Origin of the sequence: Arthrobacter sp. PAMC 25486 (genome assembly GCF_000785535.1) — a bacterium.
Lineage (GTDB): Bacteria > Actinomycetota > Actinomycetes > Actinomycetales > Micrococcaceae > Specibacter.
The window spans coordinates 1,140,173-1,157,035 of sequence record NZ_CP007595.1 but is presented as its reverse complement, the minus strand read 5'-3'; the positions used below and the strand labels follow the sequence as shown (position 1 = coordinate 1,157,035).

The following is a 16,863-nucleotide window of genomic DNA, read 5'->3' as shown; positions in this document are numbered from 1 at the left end:
CGCTCAGCCTTCGCCGCCGGCGTTGCCGGTGGTGCCTGCGTTCACGTTCAGCAGATCGTACTTGGCGATCGCCTGGCGTGGTGCGTCGGCATCAACTTCGCCGCGCTTGGCCAGCATCTGCAAGGTGCGCACAACCACTGAGTGGGAGTCGATCTTGAAGAAGCGGCGTGCTGCAGCGCGGGTGTCGGAGAAGCCGAAGCCGTCGGCACCCAAGGTTGCGAAGTCATTGGGCAGGAACTGGCGAACCTGGTCAGGCACTGCCTTCATGTAGTCGGTGACTGCTACGACGGGTCCGTGGGCATCTGCCATCTTGGCCGTGATGTACGGAACCCGCGGCTCGGCCTCGGGGTGCAGGAAGGCGTCTTCCTCCGCAGCCAGTGCATCGCGGCGCAGTTCGGTCCATGAGGTGACGGACCAAACGTCTGCGGCCACGCCCCACTCATCGGCAAGAATCTGCTGGGCTTCCAGTGCCCACGGCACGGAGACGCCGGAGGCGAGCAGCTGGGTGCGCGGTCCCTGGGTCTCGGCAGCCTTGAGCAGGTAGATGCCCTTCGTGATGCCCTCAACGTCCATGTTCTCCGGAGCCTTGGGCTGGATGATGGGCTCGTTGTACACGGTGATGTAGTACATGACGTTCGGATCCTTGGAATCCGGTCCGTACATGCGCTCAAGGCCGGCGTGCATGATGGCGCCGATCTCATAACCGTAGGCGGGATCGTAGGTGATCACGGCCGGGTTGGTGGAGGCCAGGATGGGGGAGTGGCCGTCAGCGTGCTGCAGCCCCTCACCCGTCAAGGTGGTGCGTCCGGCGGTGGCACCGATGATGAAGCCGCGCGTCATCTGGTCCCCGGCTGCCCAGAAGCTGTCGCCGGTGCGCTGGAAACCAAACATGGAGTAGAACACGTAGATCGGGATCAACGGTTCGCCGTGGGTGGCGTAGGCGGTGCCGGCAGCGGTGAAGGCAGCAACCGAACCGGCCTCGTTGATGCCTGCGTGCACGATCTGCCCGGAGATGGACTCCTTGTAAGCCAGGACGAGGTCGCGGTCCACGGAAAGGTAGTTCTGCCCGTTGGGGTTGTAAATCTTTGCCGTGGGGAAGAACGCGTCGATGCCGAAGGTGCGCGCCTCATCCGGGATGATCGGCACAATGCGCTGGCCGATCTTCGGATCACGCATGAGGTCCTTGAGCAGCCGGACGAAGGCCATGGTGGTGGCTGCGTGCTGCTTGCCAGAACCGCGGTTGGCAACCTCGTACGTCTTATCTCCCGGGAGTTCAAGTTCGGTGTGCTTGCTGCGACGCTCGGGGACGAAGCCGCCCAATTGGTTGCGGCGCTCCATCATGTACTGGATCTCCGGTGTGTCCATTCCCGGGTGGTAGTACGGAGGACGGTACGGATCCGCTTCCAGCACCTCATCGGTGATGGGCAGCCGCAGGTGCGTGCGGAAGTCCTTCAAGTCCTGCAGGGTGAGCTTCTTCATCTGGTGCGTGGAGTTGCGCGCCTCGAAGTGGGTGCCCAGGCCGTAACCCTTGACGGTGTGCGCCAAGATCACGGTGGGCTTGCCCTTGAAGTCCATGGCGGCCTTGTACGCTGCGTAAACCTTGTGGTAATCGTGGCCGCCGCGCTTGAGGTTCCAGACCTCATCATCGCTCAGGTGGGCAGCCAATTCCTTGGTCTGCGGGGTCTGGCCGAAGAAGTGCTCGCGCACGAACCCGCCGGACTCGGCCTTGTACGTCTGGTAATCGCCGTCGACCGTGGTGTTCATGACGTCAACGAGCGAGCCGTCCTCGTCACGGGCCAGCAGTTCATCCCATTCGCGGCCCCAAAGGACCTTGATGACGTTCCAGCCAGCGCCGCGGAAGAAGGCTTCCAGTTCCTGGACGATCTTGCCGTTGCCGCGCACCGGGCCGTCAAGGCGCTGCAAGTTGCAGTTGATGACAAAGGTCAGGTTGTCGAGCTTGTCGTTGGCGGCAAGCTGGAGCAGGCCGCGTGATTCCGGCTCGTCCATTTCGCCGTCGCCAAGGAAGGCCCAGACGTGCTGGTCGGAGGTGTCCTTGATGCCGCGGTTGTGCAGGTACCGGTTGGACTGCGCCTGGTAGATGGCGTTCATGGGGCCAATGCCCATGGACACGGTGGGGAATTCCCAGAACTCCGGCATCAGGCGCGGGTGCGGGTAGGAAGACAGTGCGTGGCCCTCGTGGGACTTTTCCTGGCGGAAGCCGTCAAGGTCTTCCTCGCTCAGGCGTCCCTCAAGGAAGGCACGGGCGTACATGCCGGGGGAGGCGTGGCCCTGGAAGAAGACCTGGTCACCGCCGCCAGCGTGGTTCTTCCCGCGGAAGAAGTGGTTGAAACCAACCTCATACAACGTTGCGGCGCCGGCATAGGTGGAGATGTGGCCACCAACGCCGATGTCGGGGCGCTGCGCGCGGTGCACCAGAACTGCTGCGTTCCAGCGCAACCAGGCGCGGTACTTGCGTTCAATTTCTTCGTTGCCGGGGAACTCGGGTTCCTGGTCGGCGGGAATGGTGTTCACGTAGTCGGTGGTCGTGACCATGGGCACGCCGACACTTTGTGCGCCGGCCCGCTGGAGCAGGCTACGCATAATGAACTGGGCACGCTCAGTGCCACGTTCCTGAATCAATGTATCCAAGGACTCGAGCCATTCGGCGGTCTCTTCGGGATCACGATCAGGTAGCTGGTTTGTCAACCCGCTGAGGATATGGGAGTTTTCGTCTCCGGCAGCCACGTCCAACCTCTCTTAAAAGCAGTGTGGGGTGCCCAATGCTGTGGCCTTGGGCGTATAAACACTCTAGACCGACGCAAGCGCTAGTGCGTAGCTGTGCACGCATCATGAACACGCCCGGCCGTCAGCAATAAGGGGCGTCAACCCCTGTTGGTAAGATAAATCACACAATAACGGAGATCCTTGCCGGGATGTTTATTGCTAAGAGCCAATAAGTAGAGGCAATCTGGCCTCACCCCCTAGACTGGGGTTACTGACCAACAAACCAGCGCTCAAGCGCTGACCGCAGGAGGAAATAACGTGAGTGAGGCCGACGCCGGCACTGTTGCCAAGGTGGCAGGCAATTTGGGGTTCAAGGATGAGGATCTCGTCCAGGAACTCGGATACGACGACGACGTTGATTTTGGGCTGCGCGACAGCATTGAGGACCTGATTGGGTCCGAAATGTTTGATGAGGATGATCATGACGTTGTAGACGCCGTCATCTTCTGGTGGCGCACGGATGACGGTGACCTGGTGGATTCCTTGATGGATTCGCTGACAACCCTCGACGAGGGTGGAGTGGTGTGGATACTCACCCCCAAGCAGGGACGCGAAGGTTACGTCCCGCCGTCGGACATTCAGGAAGCGGCACCCACCGCCGGCCTGCATGTGACAACCACAGCGGGAGTATCCACCGACTGGGCAGCAACCCGCCTGGTCCCGCGCAAGCGCCAATAGCGCAGGTGCGCCAGTGATGGACGACGGCGGCACGCACCCCGGGCTGCAGGTTGGGGACATTGCCCCAGACTTTTGCCTCCCCAATCAGTTTGGTGAGCCCATTTCGCTGGCCGGACTGCGTGGCGCACCTGTCGCCCTGGTGTTTTACCCCTTCGCGTTCTCCGGCATTTGCACCGGTGAGCTGTGCGAGCTGCGGGACAACCTGGGTGACTTTGAGGACGCCGGAGTGCGCCTGCTGGCCATCTCCGTCGACACGAAATACACGCTCCGGGCCTATGCAGAGTCGGAGGCGTACGCCTTTGACTTGTTGGCCGATTTTTGGCCGCATGGCGGGGTGGCCCAGGAGTACGGGGTGTTCGATCCGGTGCGCGGCATGGCAGGGCGGGGAACCTTCCTTATTAACGCGGACGGGCGCATTGTCGACATGTTCAGCACCCCCACCGGGCAGGCGCGGCCGCTTGAGCGGTACCGGCAAGCGTTGGAGCGGCTGTAGCCGTGGACAAGGTGCGCCCCGGCATTGGTGAAACGGGTTTCGTGCAGGACAGTGCTGGCGGTGCTTCCGCCGCCGGGCTGGCTTTCGCTCGTTCCGCCGCGTCTGCTGCCGGGCTGGCCCCCGGCGAATCGATTGCCCTGGAGCGGATCGCTGACATCCTTCGCGGGGTGCCGTTTGCCCTGTTGACCGGTGCCGGGCTGAGCACCGACTCCGGCATCCCCGACTACCGTGGTCCCAACGCGGCACCCCGGCAGCCCCTGACCTATCAGGAATTCATGGGCGATCCCTTGCTGCGCCAGCGGTATTGGGCCCGAAACCACATTGGCTGGGCACATATGCTCGGCGCCAAACCCAATGCCGGCCACTATGCGGCCGCAGCCCTGGAACATGGTGGGGCCTTGACGGGCATTATTACGCAAAATGTTGACCGCCTCCACGAGGATGCCGGTGCAACAAACGTAGTGGACCTGCACGGCCGCTTTGACCAGGTTGTCTGCATGGGCTGCACAAACACGTATTCGCGGGACTTCCTGGCCCTGGTGCTGACGGAGCTGAATCCCGGATTTCTTGACGCTGTCGAAGAGGCTGGTGGCGTTTCTATCGCGCCGGACGCCGATGCTGACCTTGAGAGTGAACAGCTCATCGCCGCGTTCAACGTGGCGAAATGCCCGCTCTGCGGCGGCCTGCTGAAGCCAGACTTTGTCTTTTTTGGTGAGAACGTGCCAAAGGCCAGGGTGGAGCGGTCCTTTGAAATGGTGGACGCTGCCGGCGCGCTGCTGGTTGCCGGGTCCTCCCTGACCGTCATGAGTGGGCTCCGTTTTGTGAAGAAGGCCGCCAAGGACAACAAGCCCGTCATCATCATCAACCGCGGTGAAACGCGCGGGGACCCGCAGTCCACGGTGAAACTGGAGGCCGGTGTGGGGGAGTCATTGGGACGTCTCGTGCAGCTTTTGGGACTCGATTGGCGCAAAACCTAAAACATCATGTACAGTAGTTTCTCGTTGGTCAGGCCGACAAGCGCAAAGCTTGAAAGCCTGGACAGTGAATGGGTCTTTAGCTCAGCTGGTAGAGCGCCACGTTTACACCGTGGATGTCATCGGTTCGATCCCGGTAGGACCCACCACAGAAGAACCCCGCCATTGCGCACCGTTACGGTGAAGCATGGCGGGGTTCTTTGCTTTGGCAGACACCAGGGTTGCCTGGACCACACGCGTCATAGGGGGAGTGCATGCAGGACATCTCGTTCACCGCAATCGACTTTGAAACCGCCAACAACTTCCGCGCCTCAGCCTGTGCCGTCGGCATGACAAAGGTGCGCGCAGGTGTCGTGGTTGAGCAGGTCTCCTGGCTCATGAAGCCGCTTCCAGGCTTCGACGACTTCCACCCTGTCAACGTTGGCATCCATGGCATCACCGCCGCCCAGGTGCGCAGCATGCCCGACTGGAGCCGCATTCACGGACCGATGATGGACTTCATTGGCCGTGATGCGCTGGTTGGCCACAACGTCAGTTTTGAGAAATCCGTGATTTCCAAGGCCAACGAGGCCTGCGGACTCCCTGCCCCGGCCGTGGACTTTCATTGCACCCTGCAGCTGGCCAGGAAGCACCTTGAGTTGGACCATTACACATTGTCGGACGTGGTGGGTGCCCTGGAACTTCCCGCCTTCAATCACCATGACGCCGGAGACGACGCGCGTGCCAGTGCGCTCATTGCGATTGAACTCGCCAAACGCGACGGTGCCTCAAGCCTTGCCGCCCTATGGCCGGCTTCCGCGAAGACGCGGGTGCCCCACTATTATTCGGCCGGCTACACACGCAAACTGGCAGACCTGCCACAGGCCAACATGAGTGCCAACCCCTACGGGCCGCTTTATGGACAGACCATCGTATTTAGTGGCGACCTGTCCGCCATGCCACGCACGGAGGCCCAGGATGCTGCCGCAGCCAAGGGTGCAACCATTGCCAACGGCACCACGAAAAAGGTCACCCTGGTGGTCAGCGCCGACGGGGCTGCTGCTGCCCGCCCCAGCGCCAAGATTAAGAGGGCACAGGAGCTTGCTGCCGCCGGACAGGACATTACGGTCATCAACGAAGCGCAGTTCCTGCGCCTCATGGCCTTCAGGTAATCCGGCTCCACGGCGGCAGCCGATAAGTGTGCGCTGGGCGTTGCCAGCGATGACATCCACGGTGTAAACGTAGCGCTCATGCCCTGGTGCCGCCGTCGTGCTTGGCGTTCCGGCACATCTGGCGGCCAGAATGTCAGACCCTGCCCGTAACGTTCTTCCCATGATGGTACTTGCGGAAGAAGTGTTGGTGGAAACCACAAGGGAGGGGGTGCCTGTGACGGTGCGGCGCAATGGCAGGGTGTGGACGGTGGGTGCCGAACCCCTGCGCTGGTATGAACGCACTCCCTGGTGGAACCATGTGCAGCGGATGCCCAAGGGCCAGGGACGTGTGGATGTCCAGGTTTGGCGGGTGCAAGCGAGGTTGGGGCGCAATCAGCGCAGCGAACTTGTCACTATGGACCTTGAGTGTGACCATCAGGGCGGGACGTGGCGCATGCGCGATGGTTAACGTGAAAGGTTCCCCGCCACAGCTATTGGGGGACGCTGTGGTGGGGAACCCATAAGAAAAATATAACGTGCCTGTCGGCAAGATGCAAACTGACACGCCAAGTTTCCAGATTGATTCTTGTTGCAGGGCCCGGCCTGGTTGTCTGACTGGTCAGGCCGGCGCACTGACTTTCCTTGGGGTGCGCTCCGGCCCCAGGTGTGACCCGCTTGCGGTGGCGAGGGTGCGGCCAGCTGGTGCCGCGGTGGCATGCTGCCCGGAGCGTGCTCTGACGGGCGGGCTTTAAAGTGGAGGACCTTCCACTGTGGCTATTGGGGGACGCCACAGTGGAAGGTCTGAGAAAAAATATACCGCACTCGACCCCGAAAGCACAACACCGGACGTTCTACCTCTGCTGATGAACAGTATGATGAAAGATGTCCACTGCAATGAACCGCGAGTTGCTTGCAGGACACCGGCCCGGGGCATTCCCGGGAACCTTTAGCGTCGAGGAAGTTTACGTGAGCGAAATCCAGGCCATGCCCAGCAAAAGCAGTGAAGTGCGGGGCAATGCAACTCCGGCTCCCGCGGTGACCCGCGCCGCGGCCGTCCTGGACGTCTTGGCGGAGTCGGCCAGTGGCAGGCTGACGCTCAGCGATCTTGCCCGGGAGCTGGGCATTCCCAAGTCCTCCACCTCCAATCTGCTGCAGGCGCTGGAGGATGCCGAGCTTATTACCCGCCTTGGATCCGACTATGCCCTGGGTGTGAAGCTCGTGGAACTCGGCGCCGCCTACCTGAGTCGCCGGGATGAGGTGCGGGAATTCTACCGTTTCTGCGAAGAGGCGCCCGTGCTCAAGGGTGAGACGGTGCGGATCGCGATGCTTGACGGTGAGAATGTCATCTACCTTGCCCGCTATGAGGGGCATCCTGCAGTCCGGCTGACTTCGAACATCGGCGACAAGATGCCCGTCTCGCTGTCGGCCGTGGGCAAGGCGCTGATCGCCCGGCTTCATGACCATGACCTGGAGCAGCTCTTCCCTGACGACGCCGAGTTGCCCACCCTGACACCTAAATCGCTGCGGACCGGACGCGAGCTCAGGGCCGAGGTGACTGGCATTCGTAGCCAGGGCTACGCCTTCGAGGACGAGGAGTCCACGCTGGGCGTGGTGAGCCTGGGAGTGGCAGTACCCACCCATGGATCCCATGGCCCCAGTCTTGGCGTGTCGGTGACGGCGCTAAAGGCGACCTTCTCCGATGGGCAGCGTGAAGCTATGGTGCAGGAGCTGGTGGGACTGTCCAAGATGCTGGGAAATCCCATGGGTTAGTGACGCAACCAACATTTCCCCCTTGGCCTTATGTTCATCATGTTGTACGCTGTTCAACATAGTGACCGGCCTTCAAGGTCGTTGTCGCCTGCCTGAACCAATGGTGGTTCGGTACGTTTCAAGGGAGATTCAGTGACTGCACAACCGCTACGCCCCGCCCCGGCGGCCGCCTCTCACGTAGATGAGAAGGTCGATCCGGACCAGCTTCGCCGGGCCACTCTCGCCAGCTCCGTGGGTTCGGCACTTGAGTACTATGACTTCTACATTTACGGCCTTGCCTCAGCCTTGATCTTCGGTCCGCTTTTCTTCGCCCCGCTGGGCGACACGGGCGCCTTGATCGCATCTTTCGCCACGTACGGAGTTGGCTTCGCGGCCCGCCCCTTCGGCGGCCTTGTGTTTGGCTACATTGGCGATCGCTTCGGCCGCAAGCAGGTCCTGCTGCTGACCATCGCGCTCATGGGTGGCGCATCGTTCGCCATCGGCCTGCTGCCCACCTATGAGCAGGCAGGAATGGTCGGCGCCGTCCTTCTGGTTCTCATGCGCATCCTGCAGGGCTTGGGTGCCGGCGCAGAGCAGGCTGGAGCCACAACCCTCATCTCCGAAGTTGCTCCGCGCAAGCGCCGCGGCTTCTTCGCTGCGCTGCCCTTCGTTGGTATTCAGGTCGGTACGCTGCTGGGTGCAGGAACCTTCGCAATGCTGGGCATGGCGAATCCGGAGGTACTCGAAGGCTGGCTGTGGCGTGTGCCGTTCCTGGCCAGCATCCTGCTCATCGGCGTTGCCGTGTACATCCGCCTCCAGCTCAAGGAGACCCCTGTCTTCCAGGAGCTGGAGAAGCACAAGAATGTCACGAAGAACCCGCTCGGCACGCTGTGGCGCACCTCCAAAAAGAACGTCCTGATCGGCATTGGCCTGCGCATGGGGGAAAACGGCAACTCCAGCATTTACTCCACGCTCCTGGTCGGCTTCATGGCCGCCAAGGGTGGCGTGTTTGAGGGGGACAAGTTCATCGGCCCCGTGGGCTTGCTGATCGCTGCAGGTTTCGCCGCCATCATGGTTATCTCGTTCGGTGCGATCTCCGACCGCGTTGGCCGCGTCAAGGTGTACCGCTATGGCGCCCTGTTCCAGCTGCTCTTTGCCTTCCCGGCGTTCTACTTGATTACCCTGGGCCACGTCTGGCTTGTCTGGGCGGTCATGGTTGTGGGCATTTCCATCGGCGTGCAGTCCATGCTTGGCCCGCAGTGCGCCATGCTTCCCGAGCTCTTCGGTGCCACCCACCGCTTCACCGGTGTTGCCATGAGCCGTGAAATCTCGGCTGTGTTTGCCGGCGGCATTGCACCGATTGTTGGTGTTGCCTTGTTGGCCGTGACGAACCACTCGTGGCTGGTGTTGGCTGTGTACTCCGCGGTCCTGGCCGGCATCTCCTTCGTCACCACGTTCTTCACCCCGGAAACCGTGGGGCGCGACCTGAACCTCGTGGAGGACGCCTCCTAGTTTCTTCCCCCTTCGCGGCGCCTGTTTCGACAGGCGCCGCTTGGCGTTTAACCACTCCATCTGCTCCGGGCAGAAATCAGCCGGCCTGCCCGCCGCTTATGGTTTCTGACACCAATCCCGCTTTCGGATGCCGTGATCCTGGGGTCCGAAAGCGGGAGCGGTGTCATTGTTGCCGTGCCGGCGTTCGCCAGCTGGTCCAAGCGCGACGCCGGAGCGCGCCGGGCGCTGGGACCCGGCCATCCGCCGTCGTGCTTCATGCGGGCATGCAAAAGGGGAGCCTCCGCGATCGGAAGCTCCCCTTTGGTGGGCGTTTAGTAGAAGTGGATGGGGTCCACGGTGTGCAGCAGCGGGGTGCCGGCCTGGAAGCGCTGCAGGTTCTCCATGAAGCGCTCGGCGATGAGGCGGTTCTCGGCCAGGCTGAGGGCGGAGGTGTGCGGGGAAACCATGACGCGCGGATGCTCCCACAGCGGGCTGTTTTCCGGCAGCGGCTCAACTGCGAACACGTCGAGGCAGGCGTAGGAAACCTGGCCGTTGTTGAGTGCCTCAAGGAGCGCGTCCTCGTCGATGACCGTGCCGCGGCCCACGTTGACCACGATGGTGCCCGGCTTCATGGCGGCGAAGATCTCGGCATTGATCATCTTCTCGGTGTACGGGGTGCCGGGGAGGGTGTTGATGAGGATGTCGGCCGTGGCGACAAGGCCGGGCAGCCCGGCGGTGTCGGTGACCCGGTCGATCCCCTTGAGGGGCTCAACGTTGCGCTTGGTGCCACTGACATTCATGCCCAGGGCGCGTGCCAGGCGGGCGGTTTCCAGGCCGATCTCACCGAGACCGGTGATGACCACATTGGAGCCGCGGGCCAGGCGGGTGGGGGTGCGCAGTTCGGGCCAGTGTTTGGCGGCCTGGTCTGCTGCCAGTTCGGCGCTGCGCTTGAGGCCGTTGAGGACGCCCATCATGGCGAACTCGGCCAGCGGCAGGCCATGCACGCCTGCGGAGCTGGTGACCTTGATGCGGGCCAGATCATTGTCTGACAGCTTGGCTGCCTTGACGGCCCCGCCGGCGCCTGCGGCCATGGCCTGGATCCACTGGAGCTTCTCGCTGGAGGCAATTTTGGCCAGTCCGGCCGGGCTCTCGTTCGGGAAGCCGTACAGCACGTCGGCGCGCCGGAGCATGTCCCAGTAGCGGGCTTCCTGCTCCTTCGTGCGCTTGAATGCGGGATCGCCGGCATGATCGGCCGGGAATCGTTCCTGGGGCAGCAACTCGGGTTCGTAAAGAACGGTGGCGGTGGGGTTGGCGGACCTGATGGCCTCCACGTGCTCGGCTTCGAGCGGAACGGCAATCGCAACGGTGAGATTATTAAAGGTCATAATGTCCATCATACTGAATTGTGGATAGAATACTGAACAATCGTGGCGATAAGTCGCTTTAATAACCAAACCACAAAGTTGTGAGGACTGGTGTTCAATGACGCAAACCATTGCTTCCGCCCGGCATGCCCCGCTTGAGGTCGGCTTCATCGGCCTGGGTCACATGGGTGCGCCCATGGCCGCCAATCTGCTGCGCGCGGATTGGCCCGTGACGGTGTGGAACCGTTCCCCCGGGGCTGCGCAAACCCTGGCCGGGCAAGGTGCCCGGATCGCTGCCGGCGTGGCCGAACTGCGGGACGCCGATGTCATCATCTTCATGCTGCCCGACCTCGCTTTCATTGAAGAGGCCGCCATGCCGCTGCTGGCTGCCTGGCGGGAATCGCCCCCTGAGCCGGGAACCGCCGTCCTGGTCATGAGCAGCGTGTCGCCCCAGGCGGTGCAGGCGTTTGGTGCCGCGGTGTCCCAGTCCAGTGGCGGCCACGCTTCAGTGCTTGACGCGCCGGTCAGCGGCGGCACCGTCGGAGCGGAAAACGGCACACTCGCCATCATGGTGGGCGGCACGTCAGCAGATTTTGAACGGGCACGCCCCGTCCTGGAAAGCATGGGAACCACGGTGCGGCTGCTGGGTCAGCTCGGCAGCGGATCCCTGGCCAAGGCCTGCAACCAGCTGTTGGTGGGAACCACGACGGCGGCCCTCGCCGAGGCGGCCGAGCTCGCTGAACGCTCCGGCATGGATGTTGCGGCGCTCTTTGAGGTCCTGTCCGGCGGTCTCGCGGGCAGCGCCGTCCTTTCCATCGTGGGGCCCCGGATTACGTCCAAGGACTACACGCCCACAGGGCCGGCCAAGTTCATGCACAAGGACCTCGGGTTTGTGCTTGACAGTGCCGCGGCTGCCGGCTCGGCGGTGCCCATGGCCACGGCCGGACATGCCCTGTACGGCACCCTGACGGACCAGGGGCTGGGGGAGCAGGACCTGGCCGTGGTACGGGAATCCATTGCCCGGCTGGGCGACGTTCTTTAGCGGGACCGGGAGGCTGGTCCGCCCGCAACTTTTGAAAAATCGCACGAAACCTCTATGTATAAGGACAGATTCATGAGTGGATTGTTTGACTTGACCGGCCGGGTGGCCCTGGTGACGGGGTCCAGCCGCGGCATTGGCAACTCCCTGGCACGAGGATTGGCGGAGGCCGGCGCCACGGTGGTCCTGAACGGACTAAACGAGGAGCGTTTGGCGGCCGCCGAGACAGCGATGGCCGTGAACTTCGCGCCCGGGCAGATCCGCTCGCTGGCCTTCGACGTCACGAGTGACGTCGCCGCCGCGGAAGGCATTGCCTGGATCGAGGCCAACGTTGGCCCGCTGGAAATTCTCATCAACAATGCCGGCATCCAGCACCGCGTGCCGCTACTGGACCTGGATGTCAAGGACTGGGACCGGGTCATCAGCACGGACCTGACCAGCGCCTTCCTCGTGGGCCGCGAAGCCGCCCGGGGCATGCTGTCTCGCGGGCGCGGGAAGATCATCAACATCTGCTCCGTCCAGACCGACCTGGCCCGCCCCACCATCGCCGCCTACACTGCGGCAAAGGGCGGCCTGCGCAACCTCACACGTGCCATGACGGCGGAGTGGGCCTCCGGCGGGCTGCAGATCAACGGCATCGCTCCCGGATATATCCACACCGAAATGACCCAAAATCTGGTGGACGACGAGAAATTCAACTCCTGGATTCTGGGCCGCACCCCCGCAAACCGGTGGGGCACCGTCGCGGACCTGGTGGGGCCGGCCGTGTGGCTGTCCGCGGACGCCGCCAACTTTGTCAACGGCCAGACCATCTTCATCGATGGCGGCATGACGGTGGTGGTCTAGCATCATGGGCGAAAACATTGACCGGCCCGACGGCCTTAACTTTCCAGTCAGCGCCCCCGCCGTGGTGGCCCATGGCAAGGGTGACCTGCGCATCGAGGACGTTGCGCTGGTGCAACCCGGCGCCGATCAGGCGGTCGTTGAAATCGCCTACGGCGGCATCTGCGGATCCGATCTTCACTATTGGCTGCACGGCGCCGCGGGGGAGTCCATCCTGAAGGACCCCATGGTTCTTGGACACGAGGTGGTGGGAACCGTGATCCGCGCCGCTGCGGACGGCACCGGGCCCGGCGTCGGAACGCCCGTGGCCGTGCACCCCGCCACCCCGGCGCCCGGTGCCGCCAGATATCCGCTGGACCGGCCCAACCTGTCCCCGGGGTGCACCTATCTCGGCAGCGCCGCCCGGCACCCGCACACCGACGGGGCTTTCCTGCGCTACGCCAATCTGCCCACCCGCATGCTGCGCCCACTTCCGGAGGCGCTGCCGCTGCGCCGTGCGGCACTCGTCGAGCCGGCCAGCGTGGCCTGGCACGCCGTGGCGCGGGCTGGCGAGGTGCGCGGAAAGACGGCCCTAGTGGTGGGCTGCGGCCCTATCGGCGCACTGGCCGTCGCCGTGCTCAAGCGCGCCGGAGCCGCACACATCACCGCCGTGGACATGCACGCCAGGCCGCTGGAAATCGCCGCAGCTGTGGGGGCCGACGTGCTTCTTGAAGCAGGGGACACGGAGGCAATTGCCGCCGTGGAGGCCGACATCGTCATCGAGTCGTCGGGTAACCATTTTGGCCTGGCCTCGGCCATCAGCGGTGCCACGCGTGGCGGCCGGGTCGTCATGGTCGGCTTGCTTCCTTCCGGAGCGCAACCGGTTGCCATCTCGTTGGCGATCGTTCGTGAGCTGGAACTCGTGGGCTCCTTCCGCTTCAATGACGAAATAGATGAAGTCATTGCCGCATTGGCTGACGGCTCGCTATTTGTTGATCCGGTCGTGACGCACGAATACGCGCTCCGCGACGGCCTGGAGGCGTTTGAGATGGCCAAAAATTCGGCCGTTTCAGGAAAAGTGCTCCTCAACTTCACGACCTAGGCGATCCATTTGGCATCCGATTGCCACCCTTCGCGTCATTTATGACGTCCGCTGCCATCCAAATCATGGAATCGGCTGGGGAACCGTCGCCATCACCGATAAGCTGTAGGAAACTGTTCATTTCACTCTGGAGGTACTATGTCTGCACAAACTGGATCCGCACAGATCGGCGTGACAGGACTCGCCGTCATGGGCGCCAACCTGGCACGCAACCTTGCACGCAACGGATACACCGTGGCCCTGCACAACCGCTCCGTTGAAAAGACCGACGCGCTCCTGGAGGCGCACGGCAGCGAAGGCAATTTCGTCCGCACAGAAACTCTTGCCGAGCTCGTCGAGTCCTTGGAGAAGCCGCGCCGCGTGCTCATCATGGTCAAGGCCGGCGGCCCCGTTGACTCCGTGATCGATCAGCTCGTTCCACTCATGGAAGCCGGCGACATCATCATCGATGGCGGTAACTCCCACTACCAAGACACTCGCCGCCGCGAAGCTGCCCTGGCCGAGAAAGACCTGCACTTCGTAGGCGTTGGCGTTTCCGGTGGTGAAGAAGGCGCACTACTTGGCCCGTCCATCATGCCCGGCGGTTCCAAGGAGTCCTACGACGCCCTCGGCCCGTTGTTGGAAAAGATTTCCGCCAAGGTCGACGGCCAGCCCTGCTGTGCATGGATCGGCACCGACGGCGCCGGCCACTTCGTCAAGATGGTTCACAACGGCATCGAATATGCCGATATGCAGGTTATCGGTGAAGCATTCGATCTGTTGCGTAGCGCCGCTGGCATCGAGCCGGCCGAGCAGGCAGAGATCTTCGGCAAGTGGAACGAAGGCCAGCTGGCCTCCTTCCTGATCGAAATCACCGCTGAAGTCCTGGGCCACGTCGATGCCAAGACCGGCAAGCCGCTGGTTGACGTCATTGTTGACTCCGCAGGCCAGAAGGGCACGGGCCGCTGGACGGTCCAGTCCGGCCTGGATCTGGGTTCGCCCATCTCCGCCATCGCCGAGTCTGTTTTTGCTCGCGGCCTCTCCTCACAGCGCGATCAGCGCGCCATCGGCCAGGAAGTCCTGGCCGGTCACGAGGTTGCTGTTGAACTGGGCGCCGACTTCGTTGAAGACGTTCGCCAGGCACTCTACGCCTCCAAGCTCATCAGCTACGCTCAGGGCATCGACATGCTCACCAGCGCAGCTACCGAGTACAACTGGGACCTGAAGCTGGATGAGATCGCTTCGCTGTGGCGTGGTGGTTGCATCATCCGTGCCGAGCTCCTCAAGGACATCACCAAGGCCTACGCCGCTGAAGACAAGCCGGCGAACCTGCTGTTCGCCCCGGCCTTCGCCGCCGAAATCGCCGATGTTCTCCCGGCCTGGCGCCGCGTGGTTTCCACCGCCGTCCAGCTGGGCATCCCGGTTCCGGTCTTCTCCTCCACACTGGCCTACTACGACGGCCTGCGCCGCCCGCGCCTACCCGCCGCACTGACCCAGGGCCTGCGCGACCTCTTCGGCGCCCACACGTACAACCGTGTCGACGAAGAAGGCACCTTCCACACGCAATGGAGCGGCGACAAGTCCGAGATCAGCGCTGTGGACACCCACTAATCCCCAACTTTGTTGCAGTTGTTGGACTAAAATTATTTGAATTGAGCCTGTTGCTTTTTTGAGCCGTTCCAGAGCAAATGGCGGGACACGCCTTGGAATCACCATTGATTCCATGGCCTGTCGCGTCAATTCCAGACCCTGGGCGTCGTTTAGCAGCAGCCTCAATTCAGCGATTTTCGTCCAACAGCTGCAACACACCTGTTTAAAGCGTAAGTTCTTTAGTTGCCTCCGATCCAAAATTGATTGAATCAAATAACCCGGGATGCTCACTTCGGCGACACTGTGGAAACCCATTGCCGTAGGCCCGGTAGGGATACCAAAGGTTTCGTGTCATTGACGGGAATCTACCTCTCCTAGAACGCCCCCACCGCAGCGTTTAGAGCTGCTGACATGTAGGACATCACTGCGTTGTTCGCCAATTTCTGATCGGAACACTTGTTTTCTGTGAACAATGGGACCTTTGCTCCGTCTTACCGAACAGTTGCGGTAGCCGTTCGGCTCAAAATTATCCTGTAATCCGGCCCAGCCAGTGGCTCGTTTTGAGTGGCGGAATTGAAAGTGGGTTCCTTGATGTTGACGGGTGTGTCGAAAATTCCTGAAATGTCAGTGCATTGTAATAGTCTCAGAGTTCAAATATAAAAGCAGGGGGAAACAATGTCAGATAAGGCGAGTCAGCGTCAAGAAAGCGGCAACGGCAACAACAGCATGCAGTTTCAGGCAGGTGGAGACACTGATGGAGTGGTGGTTGGCCCAGGAGGTCGATTCGATGGGGTTCAAGTTGCTGGAGACGTTTCCGGGTCCATCACAGTCAATACGGTAAATGCCGCTGGAAAGCCGACACAGGAAATTTCAATCAAAAGCCAGCGGCGATTCCCTGCTCCGGCGAGTGTGATTGGAATTGTCTCGGGTCTCATCACGATCGGTGGAGCCCTCACTGGGTATTTCTCTGTCAAGGACTTTTTGGCTGGGCGGCAGGTAGCCAACGTCGACAAGCTTGTCGGAGCCGTGCCTGTCGCTTATTGGTGGATGTTCGGGGCCATGCTGCTGATTGGTGTCGGAATATGCGGCTTTGTATTTCTTTCGTTCCTTCTAAGGCACGTACTGTGGCTTCCGCGGTGGGAAGCGTTCCGGGCACGGGCTGGCATCCGAGGGGAAAATGGCCGTACGTACCCATTTTCAATCCGCCTTGCGGCTCGATGCGTTGTATGCCAAGTAAAGATGCGCTTTTTCAATATGCCTACCAAGTGGAACGACCACTACGAAGGGCGCAAGCGCACCGGACGTACCGTAACGGAGCGGCGACCAGTAGCGCAATGTAAGCGAAACGCAGAGCACTGGGTCGAGATTGATATAGCCCGCAATGACTTTGACCAGCCGCTTCCACGGTAGTCGATAGGCAGTTCCGGATTGATGGTATTGGTCAACAGGTTAATGCATTCTGGCAGGATCAACTCGAAGAGTCCGATTCGCTTCGGGAGTCCCGCCGGCAGCTGAGCCGTAATGGGATTAGAGGACCGAGGATCGCCATTTTTATTCAGCAGGATGGACCGTGCAGTGGAGTTGGCGCGGACTGGCTGTTATGCCGTCCCCACGCGCTGGCACGGCCGTTCACGGTGCCAGCGTGCCACTTTTACCAATCATCGTGAC

At 61.9% G+C, this 16,863-nt stretch carries 14 protein-coding genes and 1 tRNA gene; 13 read left to right on the top strand and 2 right to left on the bottom strand.

The features are described 5' to 3' along the window. Positions 1 to 3 precede the first annotated feature (3 nt). On the bottom strand, positions 4 to 2,745 hold the full coding sequence (gene aceE, locus art_RS05405; protein ID WP_038468861.1) for a pyruvate dehydrogenase (acetyl-transferring), homodimeric type: 2,742 nt from the start codon (positions 2,743 to 2,745) through the stop codon (positions 4 to 6). Positions 2,746 to 3,042: 297 nt separating this feature from the next. Between aceE and art_RS05400 the strand changes: the two genes are divergently transcribed. The 8 genes from art_RS05400 to art_RS05365 all read left to right on the top strand — a co-directional run bounded on the left by art_RS05400 (position 3,043) and on the right by art_RS05365 (position 9,320). Then, positions 3,043 to 3,462 (top strand): DUF3052 domain-containing protein, encoded by a 420-nt coding sequence (locus art_RS05400; protein WP_038462990.1) that lies wholly within the window; start codon positions 3,043 to 3,045, stop codon positions 3,460 to 3,462. 16 nt (positions 3,463 to 3,478) lie between these two features. Then, the gene (locus tag art_RS05395; RefSeq protein WP_038462987.1) at positions 3,479 to 3,955 is read left to right on the top strand and encodes a peroxiredoxin; all 477 of its coding nucleotides are present in this window, start codon (positions 3,479 to 3,481) and stop codon (positions 3,953 to 3,955) included. A gap of 77 nt (positions 3,956 to 4,032) precedes the next feature. Then, the gene (locus art_RS05390; RefSeq protein WP_038468858.1) at positions 4,033 to 4,932 is read left to right on the top strand and encodes an NAD-dependent protein deacetylase; all 900 of its coding nucleotides are present in this window, start codon (positions 4,033 to 4,035) and stop codon (positions 4,930 to 4,932) included. A gap of 70 nt (positions 4,933 to 5,002) precedes the next feature. Further along, positions 5,003 to 5,078 (top strand) — tRNA-Val (locus art_RS05385). A gap of 105 nt (positions 5,079 to 5,183) precedes the next feature. After that, positions 5,184 to 6,080 (top strand): exonuclease domain-containing protein, encoded by an 897-nt coding sequence (locus art_RS05380; RefSeq protein WP_038462985.1) that lies wholly within the window; start codon positions 5,184 to 5,186, stop codon positions 6,078 to 6,080. Between the two features lie 160 nt (positions 6,081 to 6,240). Then, positions 6,241 to 6,528 carry a hypothetical protein gene (locus art_RS05375; protein ID WP_253901487.1) on the top strand — a complete coding sequence of 96 codons (288 nt, stop codon included), beginning with the start codon at positions 6,241 to 6,243 and terminating at the stop codon, positions 6,526 to 6,528. A gap of 515 nt (positions 6,529 to 7,043) precedes the next feature. Then, positions 7,044 to 7,829 carry an IclR family transcriptional regulator gene (locus art_RS05370; RefSeq protein ID WP_038468851.1) on the top strand — a complete coding sequence of 262 codons (786 nt, stop codon included), beginning with the start codon at positions 7,044 to 7,046 and terminating at the stop codon, positions 7,827 to 7,829. A 132-nt stretch (positions 7,830 to 7,961) separates the two neighbouring features. After that, positions 7,962 to 9,320, top strand: coding sequence for an MFS transporter (locus tag art_RS05365; protein ID WP_052136029.1), 1,359 nt, complete (start codon positions 7,962 to 7,964; stop codon positions 9,318 to 9,320). A 311-nt stretch (positions 9,321 to 9,631) separates the two neighbouring features. On the opposite strand, the gene art_RS05360 is transcribed toward art_RS05365, so the two are convergent. Continuing rightward, a complete protein-coding gene (locus tag art_RS05360) occupies positions 9,632 to 10,696 on the bottom strand; it encodes a D-2-hydroxyacid dehydrogenase (RefSeq protein ID WP_038462983.1) in 1,065 nt (354 codons plus the stop codon). An 85-nt stretch (positions 10,697 to 10,781) separates the two neighbouring features. On the opposite strand from art_RS05360, the gene art_RS05355 reads away from it, so the two are divergent. The 5 genes from art_RS05355 (at position 10,782) to art_RS22115 (ending at position 16,605) form a co-directional block, all read left to right on the top strand. Then, a complete protein-coding gene (locus tag art_RS05355) occupies positions 10,782 to 11,705 on the top strand; it encodes an NAD(P)-dependent oxidoreductase (RefSeq protein ID WP_052136028.1) in 924 nt (307 codons plus the stop codon). 72 nt (positions 11,706 to 11,777) lie between these two features. After that, positions 11,778 to 12,548 carry an SDR family oxidoreductase gene (locus tag art_RS05350; RefSeq protein WP_038462980.1) on the top strand — a complete coding sequence of 257 codons (771 nt, stop codon included), beginning with the start codon at positions 11,778 to 11,780 and terminating at the stop codon, positions 12,546 to 12,548. A 4-nt stretch (positions 12,549 to 12,552) separates the two neighbouring features. Then, complete coding sequence (locus tag art_RS05345; protein ID WP_038462978.1) at positions 12,553 to 13,626, top strand: L-idonate 5-dehydrogenase; 1,074 nt, start codon at positions 12,553 to 12,555, stop codon at positions 13,624 to 13,626. 138 nt (positions 13,627 to 13,764) lie between these two features. Continuing rightward, the gene (gndA, locus tag art_RS05340; RefSeq protein ID WP_038462976.1) at positions 13,765 to 15,216 is read left to right on the top strand and encodes an NADP-dependent phosphogluconate dehydrogenase; all 1,452 of its coding nucleotides are present in this window, start codon (positions 13,765 to 13,767) and stop codon (positions 15,214 to 15,216) included. 654 nt (positions 15,217 to 15,870) lie between these two features. Further along, on the top strand, positions 15,871 to 16,605 hold the full coding sequence (locus art_RS22115) for a hypothetical protein (RefSeq protein WP_157875154.1): 735 nt from the start codon (positions 15,871 to 15,873) through the stop codon (positions 16,603 to 16,605). The last annotated feature ends 258 nt before the right edge of the window (positions 16,606 to 16,863 follow it).